General features: G+C 54.3%; 13 protein-coding genes. 3 read left to right on the forward strand and 10 right to left on the reverse strand.

Features of this window, described 5'->3' with window-relative positions:
* Positions 1-14 precede the first annotated feature (14 nt).
* The 8 genes from KO087_RS06290 to KO087_RS06325 form a co-directional block, all read right to left on the reverse strand.
* Entirely contained in the window at positions 15-500 is a 486-nt protein-coding gene (locus tag KO087_RS06290) for a YkvA family protein (RefSeq protein WP_251374941.1), read from the reverse strand.
* Positions 500-1,126 carry an orotate phosphoribosyltransferase gene (pyrE, locus tag KO087_RS06295; protein ID WP_215508453.1) on the reverse strand — a complete coding sequence of 209 codons (627 nt, stop codon included), beginning with the start codon at positions 1,124-1,126 and terminating at the stop codon, positions 500-502. The genes KO087_RS06290 and pyrE overlap by 1 nt, the downstream gene beginning before the upstream one ends.
* Positions 1,123-1,836, reverse strand: a complete 714-nt coding sequence (gene pyrF, locus KO087_RS06300) for an orotidine-5'-phosphate decarboxylase (RefSeq protein ID WP_215508454.1) — start codon at positions 1,834-1,836, stop codon at positions 1,123-1,125. Before pyrF ends, pyrE begins: the two co-directional genes overlap by 4 nt.
* Positions 1,837-1,964: 128 nt before the next feature.
* The gene (locus KO087_RS06305; RefSeq protein WP_215508455.1) at positions 1,965-2,741 is read right to left on the reverse strand and encodes an Mrp/NBP35 family ATP-binding protein; all 777 of its coding nucleotides are present in this window, start codon (positions 2,739-2,741) and stop codon (positions 1,965-1,967) included.
* 3 nt (positions 2,742-2,744) lie between these two features.
* A complete protein-coding gene (locus KO087_RS06310; RefSeq protein WP_215508456.1) occupies positions 2,745-3,047 on the reverse strand; it encodes an MTH1187 family thiamine-binding protein in 303 nt (100 codons plus the stop codon).
* A complete protein-coding gene (locus KO087_RS06315; RefSeq protein ID WP_215508457.1) occupies positions 3,038-4,195 on the reverse strand; it encodes a M20 metallopeptidase family protein in 1,158 nt (385 codons plus the stop codon). Before KO087_RS06315 ends, KO087_RS06310 begins: the two co-directional genes overlap by 10 nt.
* Before the next feature lie 20 nt (positions 4,196-4,215).
* Positions 4,216-5,259: an alpha/beta fold hydrolase gene (locus KO087_RS06320; protein WP_215508458.1), complete on the reverse strand. Its 1,044-nt coding sequence runs from the start codon at positions 5,257-5,259 to the stop codon at positions 4,216-4,218.
* A gap of 22 nt (positions 5,260-5,281) precedes the next feature.
* Positions 5,282-6,544 carry a M18 family aminopeptidase gene (locus KO087_RS06325; RefSeq protein ID WP_215508459.1) on the reverse strand — a complete coding sequence of 421 codons (1,263 nt, stop codon included), beginning with the start codon at positions 6,542-6,544 and terminating at the stop codon, positions 5,282-5,284.
* A gap of 115 nt (positions 6,545-6,659) precedes the next feature.
* On the opposite strand from KO087_RS06325, the gene KO087_RS06330 reads away from it, so the two are divergent.
* The 3 genes from KO087_RS06330 to KO087_RS06340 are packed head-to-tail and all read left to right on the forward strand — an operon-like array spanning position 6,660 to position 9,314.
* Positions 6,660-8,000: a hemolysin family protein gene (locus tag KO087_RS06330; RefSeq protein ID WP_215508460.1), complete on the forward strand. Its 1,341-nt coding sequence runs from the start codon at positions 6,660-6,662 to the stop codon at positions 7,998-8,000.
* Positions 8,001-8,011: 11 nt separating this feature from the next.
* Positions 8,012-9,163 carry a CAP and S-layer homology domain-containing protein gene (locus tag KO087_RS06335; protein WP_215508461.1) on the forward strand — a complete coding sequence of 384 codons (1,152 nt, stop codon included), beginning with the start codon at positions 8,012-8,014 and terminating at the stop codon, positions 9,161-9,163.
* Positions 9,164-9,173: 10 nt separating this feature from the next.
* A complete protein-coding gene (locus KO087_RS06340) occupies positions 9,174-9,314 on the forward strand; it encodes a hypothetical protein (RefSeq protein WP_215508462.1) in 141 nt (46 codons plus the stop codon).
* Positions 9,315-9,416: 102 nt separating this feature from the next.
* On the opposite strand, the gene thmT is transcribed toward KO087_RS06340, so the two are convergent.
* Positions 9,417-9,626: a 2-hydroxymuconate tautomerase gene (gene thmT, locus KO087_RS06345; RefSeq protein WP_215508463.1), complete on the reverse strand. Its 210-nt coding sequence runs from the start codon at positions 9,624-9,626 to the stop codon at positions 9,417-9,419.
* Between the two features lie 68 nt (positions 9,627-9,694).
* Positions 9,695-11,050: an MATE family efflux transporter gene (locus tag KO087_RS06350; protein WP_215508464.1), complete on the reverse strand. Its 1,356-nt coding sequence runs from the start codon at positions 11,048-11,050 to the stop codon at positions 9,695-9,697.
* Positions 11,051-11,105 lie beyond the last annotated feature (55 nt).

Raw genomic sequence — 11,105 nt, forward strand, 5'->3', positions numbered from 1 at the left:
TATTGTTCGAAAAACTATTCGTCGTAGTCGATGACCTCATAGCCCTCGAGATCCGGCGCCTCTTCCATGGTCATGCCGTAGACATCGTCCCCGTCATAATCATAGAAATCATCGGCGACCTCCGCTTCCTCTTCCCGCCACGCTTCGTAGGCCTTGATCTCGCCGTCGAGCTTTTTAAAGACATACATCAATACGCCCATATCGTCGGCAAAGCCGATGGCGAAGAGAAAGTCCGGCAAGATGTCCATGGGATTCACCAGATAAATGAGCCCTGCCACGATGAAAAGGAGGTTTCGCTTCTTCAGGCCCCGATAGCGCCCGGTGATCGCATCTTTCGCGAGCCTCGCCAGAAGCAGGCCTTCTTTTTTTACGCGGCCCAATTTGCCCTCGCCCTTTAACAGGGAGAAACTCTCTTTGGCGAGCTTTTCCATGCGCTCGGGGTCGGAGACGATTTTCTTCGCCCGAGGCAGGTATTTAAACAGGACCTTGGCCCAGTTCATTACTTATACCAACTTTCGTCGTAGGGATCTTTGCGCCACAGGTTCAGGCGGTCTTTTTCCTCTTCGCTTAAATCGCCGCGGGCCACGGCCACTTCCGCCAGTTCCGGGAAGGTGGCGAGGGATGCGTGTTTAAAGCCGGAGGCCGCGAAGTTTTCTTCCGCCGCCTTTAATTCGTAGCTGAAAATGGACACGATGCCCACGACCTTAAGGCCTTCCGCTTCGCAGGCCTTGGCGGCATCGATGGAGCTTCCGCCAGTGGAGAAGAGATCTTCCACCACTACCACTTTTTCTCCCTCTTTAAAGGCCCCTTCGATGCGCTTGTTTTTGCCGTGGTCCTTGGCCTTGGAGCGAATAAAACCCGAGGGCATATCCAAAATCCAGGAGATATAAGAGGCGTGGGGAATGCCCGCCGTGGCCGTGCCGAGAACGGCTTCGGCTTCGGGAAATTCCCGCTTCACCAACGCCGCCAAGGCTTCTTCGATGACCTTTCTCGCTTCGGGATAGGAAAGAATCAGGCGATTGTCGCAGTAAATGGGGCTCTTGATCCCCGAGGCCCAGGTAAAGGGCGCTTTCGGCGACAAGCTGACGGCGCCGATATCTAATAAGTGTTCGCATACGGCTTTCATTGGCTACCTCCTAAAAATTCTTCCTTAATGGCATGGTAGGCCGCCACGGGATCTTTCGCCTGTGTAATGGGCCGGCCTACGACGATATAATCCACGCCCATATCCCGGGCATCGGCGGGGGTAACCACCCGCTTTTGATCCCCGGCATTTGCTCCCGCCGGGCGAATCCCCGGGCAGACCAGGGGGAAGGCTTGGCGAATGTGTTCCCTTAAATACTTCCCTTCCATGGCCGAGGACACGATGCCGTCGGCACCGCCTTGTAGGGCCAGATAGGCCAGGTGATACACCGCATCTTCCGCCGAGCGATTTTCACCTAAAAGGGCTTCTTTTCTGCCGACGTCGGAAAAAGACGTAAGCACCGTCACCGCCAGGAGAATGGGCGGGCGATCCATATCCTTCACCGCTTCTCTCGCCCGCATAAACATATCCCTGCCACCGGAGGCGTGGAGGGTGAGCATATCGGCTCCAAGGCCCTTTAAGGAGCGCACGGCCCCCGCCACGGTGTTGGGAATGTCGTGGAGCTTTAAGTCCAAAAAGACCTTGTAGCCTTTCGACTTTAATTCCACCACGAACTCCGGCCCGGCGGCGTAGAATAATTCCATGCCCACTTTCACAAAAGGCTTTTGCCCTTCGCCGTCGAAACGGGATAAAAATTCCCGCGCCACATTGGCCGAGGGAAAATCCAAGGCGACGATGACGTCTTTTTCCATAGTCAACTCCTTTGTCGTCAATTCAATCAATATATTATCCAACATAGTATATACCGAAAAGAGGGAAAAATAAAACGGATTCTCCTACCTCATTCTCCCATAAAAAAGACGCCCGCAGGCGCCTTTTCTTATTTGAACTTTTCGATTTTATCGACGATGGCACTTAACGTATCCACCCGGTAATCTTCGATGCGGCCTTTGTCGGCGCATTCCGCCAGTTTCGGATCGATGGGCAAGGCGCCCAAATAGGGAATGCCCTTTTCCTCGGCAATGGCGGCGGTTTTGCTTACGCCGAAAATATCGTAGCGCACGCCGGTGTCCGGAGCGATAAAGTATTGCATGTTTTCCACAATGCCGATGACGGGCAGGGCCATCATCTTCGCCATTTTAATGGCCTTTTCCACGATCATGGACACCAAGTCCTGAGGCGAGGTCACGATGACGATGCCGTCGACGGACATGGTTTGAAAAACGGTGAGGGCCACGTCGCCGGTGCCCGGAGGCATGTCGATAAAGAGGTAGTCTTTCTTTCCCCAGTTTACATCGCTCCAGAAGGTGGTGAGCATATTGCCTACCACCGGCGCCCGCCACAAGACAGGATCTGTCGGGCTTTCCAAAATGGAGTTCACGCTCATAAGATCGATGCCCGTGGAGGTCCGCAAGGGGCGAATGCCCTTTTCCGTTTGAAAGACCGTGCCGTCGGTGCCGAAAATTTTCGGAATGGAGGGGCCTAAAATGTCCGCGTCCAAGACGCCCACTTCTTTGTTTCGCCGCTTCATTTCCGATGCCAAGAGGCCGGTGACCATGGATTTGCCCACGCCGCCTTTGCCGCTTAATACGGCGACGGTTTTTTTAATGGACGAATTGGCGTTCAGGGGTTTTTTTAATGATTGTTTCTTATCCATGGGCTACACTAATTTCGACATCACGGAGTTGACTTTTTGATCCAAGCTGGCCTTTTTGTCCCTGCGGTCGTCGATTTTGACCACGGAGTAAACCCGCTCAGCGCCGGCGGCGAAGACGGCTTCCTGCATTTTCCGCACGCAGGCGAAGAGTTCGTCGATGTCGCCTTCAAGGACGGTGCCCATGGGATTTAAGCGGATTTCCACTTTGTCGTTGTCTTTTACCGCATCGTAGGCTGCCGCAACAAAGGGGCTGCACGATGTCTTTTGGGTTCCGATGGGAACGAGGGTTAATTCTACTACTGCCATAATGACCTCCTGAAATAATTTTCGGCAATGGCGCAAAAGGTGCTTACGCCGTAAACCATGCTGTCTTCGTTAAATACTGCGTATTGATTGTGCAAGGGGTAAACTTCCCCGGCATCGGGCTTTACGCCCAACATCATCATCGCCGTGGGAATCTCTCTCGCAATGTAGGAGAAGTCTTCCGACGCCTGCACGGCCTCGCCTTCTTTTACGGGAATCCCCGCCGCCTCCGCCGCCTTTCCAACGAAGGCTACGAGCTCGGGATCGTTGTTTACGATGTAGGCTTCCGAGAGAAATTCCACGTCCGCCGCGCCGCGATAGGTTTCGGCCACGCCCTTCGCCACTTCCACCAACCGCTTTTTCACATAACCGTGGGTGTCTTCGTTGAAGCTGCGCAAGGTGCCTTCGATGATGGCCACATCGGGAATGCTGTTGGGGGCATCGCCGGCTTCGAAGTGACCCGTGGTAATGACGGCGGAGCGATCAAAGGCCACTTCTCTCGCCACGATCTCCGGCAGGGCCATGACGATGGCGGCGCCGATGTAGGTGGCGTCCACGCCGAGCTGGGGCATGGCACCGTGGGCGCTTTTTCCCTTGACGGTAATGCGGAAATTGTTGTTGGTCGTGGTCATAATGCCCGGCTTAATGTAAAGGGCCGGCGCATCCATGGTGTTGACGTGAATCATAAAGGCCGCTTCCGGCGCAGGATTTTCCAAAAGGCCGGCGTCGATTAAGGATTTCGCCCCGGCGAGAAGTTCCTCCGCCGGTTGAAAGACCAGTTTCACCGTGCCCTTCAGTTCGCTTTCGTGGGCCTTTAACAGCTTCGTCGCCCCGAGGAGCATGGCCGTGTGCATATCGTGGCCGCACATATGCATGTTTTCTTCCGATTGAAAAGAAACGCCGCTTGCTTCCTTTCCCGGAATGGCATCCATGTCCGCCCGAAAAAGAATCACAGGCTCGCCTTCTCCCACGGTGGCGACGACGCCCACCTCCGCCAAGCGTTGGGGCGTGTAGCCGAAATCTTTCAGCTTCTCTTCCACAAAGGCCGCCGTGTTTTTGACACAAAAACCCACTTCCGCATGGGCGTGAATGTGTCTGCGCCAGGCGACGATGTCTTTTTCAATGGCTTTTGCTTCTTCTAGCCAATTCAATTCATGAATCGCTTCCTTCCCTATTTTTTCAAGAATTTAATGATGTCCCCGATGACGAACTCACTGGCACTTTCGTGTAGCAAATCGTGTTTCATCAGGGGATAAATTTTATTTTCGTAATCTTCATACCCCAATTTATAGAAAGTTTTCGCCGTATCCGCCAATCCTTTTGCGCCGCCGGTTAAGGGATCTTCCGTGCCGTTTAAGGCGAGCACCTTGAGATCGGGATTTTTCACGCCGTAGCGGCCGTAGTCTTTTAAGCGGGATGCGCTGTCCCAAATGGCCATGGCGCCGCCGTTAAGGTAATGGTTCACCAATTTGTCGTCGCCTTTAAAGGCCCGCAGGAAGGCGGGGTTGTTGCTGATGGTATCCAGAGCCGCCTTGGTCTTCGAATCCATGATGCGGATCAGGGCGCCGCGGCGCTTGGGGCTGGTGTAGAAGCTTTCCAAATTGCCGAAAAACAAGCCGACGTCGGCTTGAGGCGGGTAGCACACCAGGCCCGTTAAGATCAATTTGTCGATGGCATCGTCGTGATCCATAATGTAGTTTCGCGCAATAAGGGAGCCGAAAGAGTGACCGAACATGGCCAGGGGCAGGCCGGGGTAGCGGCTCTTAAAAAACCGCGTAAGGGCATATTGATCCGCCACAATGTCGTCGATGGATGAAATATAGGCCCGGGGATGGTCCGCCGAGACGGAATCGCCGTGGCCCCGGTTGTCGGAAAGGAGCACGGTAAAGCCCGCCCGCGCCAGGCGGTGGGCGAAGGTTTTGTAATAGCCGGAATGTTCCTGCGCACCGTGGACGATTTGCACCAAACCCTGAGGATTCTCGGCCTCGATGATGGTAAAGGCCAGGGGCAGACCGTCCATAGGCGATTTATACACGCCGGTAATTGCGCCGCCCGCCTCGTCGTAAAGGGCCAGGCGATGCAGAGCCCCCGATGCTTCCCATCGTGCCAACTTGCGGGCGGATTGCTTCTTTCGAGCATTGGCCGAAAGCTGCGGCACGATGGAAGCGCCGAGAAGAAGGCCCGCGGCGAGGGGCCATGAACTGCGTTTTTTCATAGGAACCTCCTTTTACTTCACACTAAAAATTGTCTGCGGTGAAAAAGGTGCGTACTGCGTCGTAGAAATTCAACACGTCGTCGACGTGAACCACTTCAAAAACCCCGTGCATGGCCCATGTGGCGATGCCGATGTCCATGGCTTCCATGTCCACGTGGCGCAAGCTCAAGGGCCCGATGGTGGATCCGCCTCGTTGGCCGTGGGGATTGGCGAAAGTTTGCACCTCGAGCCCCGCTGCCTTCATCATGCGCTTAAATCTGGCGCTGCTGTGGCCTTGGGTGGCGTAGCTGCGGCTGGCGGAAAGCTTCACCGTTACGCCGCCGCCTAAAACAGGTGATGCGGAGGGATTGGCCTTGTCCCGATAGTTCGGGTGATCGCCGTGGGCCATGTCGCAGGAGAGGAGGAAGCTTCGTGCCAAGGCACGGAAATAGGCTTCGTCGCCTAAATCGCCGACGATGCGGCGGAGCACATTGGGAAGGAAACTGCTGTCGCCACCGCTTTGGGTGAGGCTGCCGATTTCTTCCTGATCGGCGAGGTAAACCACTTGGGTGAGATTTTCGTTGATCTCGCCGGATAGAGCCATAAATGCCGGATAGGCCGTGGCCAGATTGTCCAATCGCGGCGAGGAGAGCCACTTTTTGTCGGCACCGATGAGGGTGCTGTCGCCCCAGGGATAAAAATACAAGTCGTAGTCCAAGATTTTTTCTTCATCCACATCGGCGAGGGTGGCCAAATCCTTTAAGAAGCCGCCATCGTCCCAGGATTTTGCGGCGAGGGGCACCAAATCTTTTCCCGCTTTAAAGACGTAGCCGTTGTTCACGTCCTTGTGCAGGTGGGGCGCCAGATGGGGAATGGTGGCCACGGGCTCCCTGAAATCCACGGGAATGCTCTTCACGCCATCTTCCCCCTCCACGATGACACGTCCCGCCAAAGACAGGGGCCGGTCGAACCAGTCGGCGTTAATGATGGCGCCGTAAGGTTCCACATCCATTCTGACGCAGTCTTTTTCGCCGTGCACGCCGCCGGGCAAGAGGCGCAGAGCCGGGCTGTCCGTGTGGCTGATCACCGTGCGAAAAGCCATGGTCTCGGGGTCTCTTTTTCCCATGGAGAAAAGGAGAATCGCCCCGTCTTCATTGACCACATAATACTTGCCGCCTTCTTCAAGCTCCCAGGCATCTTCCTTGGCGAGACGCACAAAGCCCGCCGCCGCCATTTGAATATGCTCCACCACTTGGTAAGACGTCGGGCTCAAGTCCACAAAAGACTGTAAATCTTCGATATTCATAATTGCTCCTTTCAGGTTCTTTCACTCTTATTAGTATAACAGAATTCAATTCATCTCTTGTATCATTCTTACCCGTCGGGGGTATATACTAGTTAGAAAAGGAGGCATGTATTTTATGGATTCCGTTGGGCAGATCTTGCCCGAATTACTTCTCATTATCCTACTCACGGCGGCCAACGCCTTTTTCACCGCCACGGAAATCGCCCTGGTCTCCGCCAATCGGGAGCGCATCAGCAATCTGGCGGAAGAAGGCGACAAGCGGGCGCAAAAAGTCTTGGCCCTGACGAAAAATCAGTCCCGCTTTCTCTCCACCATTCAGGCGGGGACGACTTTGGCAGGCTTTTTTGCCGCGGCACTGGCCGCCCGGGCCTTCGTTCCCCTCATTCGCCCATCCTTCTCGCCTTTGGGCGAAGGGCCCTCCGGCACAGTGGCTTTTGTACTGGTGATTCTTCTTCTTTCTTACATTAACCTGGTCTTCGGCGTTTTGGTGCCCAAGCGCATCGCCCTGCAAAAGGCCGAGCAAACGGCGCTGAAAAACGCCGGCGCCGCGGCGGCCTTCTACAAGCTCATGACGCCCTTTATCAAGCTGCTCGCATTTACCACCACCTTGATCCTAAAAGCCACGGGCAATTACTCCAAGGACGTGGAAAAAAACATCAGCGAAGAAGAAATTAAATCCTACCTTCGTGTGGGCCAACAACACGGGGTCATTAACGAGTCCGGCGAAGTGATGATGGTAAACATCATGGACTTCGACGACAAGCTGGCCTACGAAATCATGACGCCGCGCACCGCCCTTTACATGCTGGATTACGACGAATTCGGCACGGGAAAGATCCGGGAGATGCTGGAGTCCGGCTACAGCCGCGTGCCCGTCTACCGAGACAGCCCCGACCACATTGTGGGCACCATCTACATTAAAGACCTCTTCGTGGAATACGCCAAGCGCAGCTACCGCTCCATCGACATCGAGTCGGTGATGAAAAAGCCCTATTTCGTTCCCGAAACGAAAAACATCGACCGCCTCTTGCAGGAACTGCAGTCCACGAAAAATTACCTGGCCATTTTAATCGACGAGTACGGCGGCTTGTCGGGCATGGTCACCATCGAAGACATTGTGGAAGAAATCGTCGGCGAAATCGAAGACGAATACGACCACGACCTGAAGCAGATTTTAAAAATTAACGACTACACCTATGTAGCCGACGGCATGGCCGAATTGGATACGATCAACGAACAGCTGGATCTGGATCTTCACAGTGAAAACCACGAAACCATCTCCGGCCTCACCATCGAGCTCTTGGGCTTTATCCCCGAAGCCGGAGACACGAAAAAACACAAAGTCCTCTACGGCAATTCCGTGAAGCTCACCACCTTGGGCGTAACGGACAAGCGCATTGGCCGCGTAGAAATTCAACTCTTGGATCGAAAGGCGGAAAAAGCCGAGGAAAAATAAAGGAGGTCGCCGTGAAGAAAAAAGCATTGGTTGCGCTGATTTTATCGGCCCTTCTCTTGCCCCGGGCGGCATTTGCCGAAGGGGCACAGAAAAAAGACGTGGCACCGGCGGAAAAAATCCGAACACTCTGCGAGGCGGGCCTTATCGTCGGCGACGAAAAAGGCGATCTCGCCTTGACCCGCCCCATGACCCGCGCCGAATTTACCAAGGTCATCACCTGCGCGTTGAATCTTCAGGAAGATGCGGCGGCACTTGAAAAAGAAGCCTCGCCCTTTAAAGACGTGGCAGAGACCCACTGGGCCAAAGGCTATATCCACGCACTTACCCTTGCCCAAAAGACGCAGCCTCTGCCCCTGATTCAAGGCGACGGCGACGGCAACTTCCGACCGGAGATGCCCGTAAGCGGCGCCGAAGCATCGAAAATCGCCGTGATCCTCGCCGACAAATCCCTTACCGCCGAAGAGGCCGCCACCTTCAGCTGGCCCGACAGCTGGATCTACCGCGCCATGGCCTTTTCCCTTCCCGTCGCCGAGGGGCCCTATAAAGCGCCCGCCACCCGGGAGGCCGTCTTTCTCACCCTCTACGACATTCTCTATACCCATCCCGATTACGACGAGGCCATCGCCCGCTTCCTCTACTTAACCGACGGGCTCAATCGCCGCATCACCTTCGATCATGAGGCCTTTCAAAAAGCGTTTTTGAATCGGCTCAACGACGCCCGCAGAAAAAATCATGTGCGTCCTTTGGTTCTCGACAAAAACCTGGAGGCCGGCGCCTACGCCCGGGCCAAGGAGCTCGCCCTTTACGGCAATATGCGCATCGACGGCGCGCGCCACGTGCGGCCGGACAAGCGGCCCTACTACACGGCCTACGACTACTTAAAGCACAAAAACCCCGCCTATTTCATCGGCGAAAACCTCATTCAATTTCCCTTGAAAAAGAGAGGCTACGACGGAAGCACCGCCCTCACCATCGACCCGGACATCCTGGCAGAGGAATGCTTTAAAGCCTGGGAAATGAGCCCGAGCCATCGAGACAACATGCTCTCCCCCATGTACAGAAAAATGAACATTCAGGTCTACGCCGGCCCCAACTTGCGGGAGGAAGGGGCTGCCGACGAAGGCATCCTCGTCGGCGCCTTGGGACTGAGTCGAAACTATTAAGGAGGCTGTTATGAAACTATTCGCTCTCTTCGTGGGCTTTATCGCCTTCGCCCTCGTCCTATTACTCGTGATCCTTCTCATTCGCCGCCTCTTGGCCGACGAACGGGACAGAAAAGAACGCATCGACAGAGAACAGAAAGAAGACAAGTAAATTTGCGAACAAACGCCTTTCGGGGCGTTTTTTCTTGCAAAAATTTCCACAAAAAAATCGAGCAAGCTCAAGCTTACCCGATTTTCAAATAGCGATAATGCCTTAGTGGCCTTCGTTAAAATAGTCGTTGCGCTTCATGTCTTGGAACACCACGTGGATGTGTTCCCGAGGCGTGTCCGCCAATTTATGAACCGTATCCGTAATTTCCTTGGCGATCTTTGCCTTTACTTCGTCGGAACGACCTTCGATTAATTCTACATGGATAAAGGGCATGGTAAACCTCCTTCTTGCCTCTGAAAACCTGTCTCTCATTATTATAAAACGGCACGAGGCGCCCTTCAAGTCGGGCAAATAAAAAAGTGCACCGTGTGGTGCACCGATTAGTCTTTTTCCACAATGGGTTTGATTTCAGTTTCGTTGACCTTTTTCATAAAGGTGATGGCGATGAGCATGGCCATGAGTTCCGCAATGGGGTAGGCAAGCCACACATAGGCCAAGACGCCGGTCTTTGAAAAGAGATAGGCCAGGGGCACGATAAAGATCAGCTGGCGAACCAGGTTCACGATCATGCTCAAGAGGCCGTTGCCGAGGGATTGGAAGATCCCGGAGCTGATAATGCTCACGGCGGCGAAGATGAAGCTCACGGAAATAATCCTCAACGCCACGACGCCGATGGAGAGAAGCTCCGGCGAGGGATCGAAAAAGCCCATGAGCTGCGCCGGGAAAATTTGGAAGATGATGAAGCCCGCGCTCATGACGATGAGGGCCACTTTGTAGGCCAGCTTGATGACTTCGTAGATTCGCTCCCGATGCCCGGCGCCGTAGTTGTAGGCGATAATGGGCACGAGGCCGTTGTTCATGCCGAAGATGGGCATAAAGACGAAGCTTTGCACCTTGAAGTAAATCCCGAGGGCCACCACGGCGGCGGCGCCGAAGACGGCGAGAATGGCATTGATCAAAAAAACGGACAGGGAGTTTACAGAGATCATAATGGCCGAAGGAATGCCCACGGCTAAAATGCCCTTAATTATGGCGCCGTTAATGTGGAAGTGGTCTTGAAGGAGGTTCAATTCCTTGTTCCGCTTGAAATTCAAATAGAGGCCGAAGAGAAAGGCGATGATTTGGCTACTTACCGTGGCCACCGCCGCCCCGACGACGCCCAGTTTCGGGAAGAAGGCCCAGCCGAAAATAAAGAAGGGATCCAGAATAATGTTCAGCACCGCGCCGAAAAGCTGGGTGAACATGCTGTAGAGGGCGAGGCCCGTGGACTGCAACAGCCGCTCCATGCAGATCTGGCCGCAAAGACCCACGCTGAACATAAAGCAAATGTCTAAATAGCGCACCCCTTCTTTTAAAATTTCAGGATCGGCGGTTTGCATGCCGATTAACTGCGTCGAGGCCATGGTCCCGAAAACGGCGAAGAGCACGGCGACGACCATATTTAACAAAAGGCCGTGTTGGGCGCAGAGATTGGCTTCCCGCTGATTTTTCGCTCCTAAGTGGCGGCTCAGAAGGGCGTTCATGCCCACGCCGACGCCGATGGAAAAAGCGTTAATGAGCATTTGCATGGGAAAGGCCATGCTTACCGCCGCCAGGGCCTTTTCCCCTAAGCGGGAGACCCAGATGCTGTCCACGATATTGTACAAAGCCTGCACGAGCATGGACAAGGCGATGGGCAGAGAAATGCTCATCAAAAGCTTCGGTATCGGCTCATAGCCCATTCTGTTTTCTTCCATCTTCCACCTCCTATTGTTTCTGCATAAATGAAAAAGGGCACCTCGGCCCTTTTTC

Source organism: Peptoniphilus rachelemmaiella, assembly GCF_943169845.1.
Taxonomy (GTDB): Bacteria; Bacillota; Clostridia; order Tissierellales; family Peptoniphilaceae; genus Aedoeadaptatus; species Aedoeadaptatus rachelemmaiella.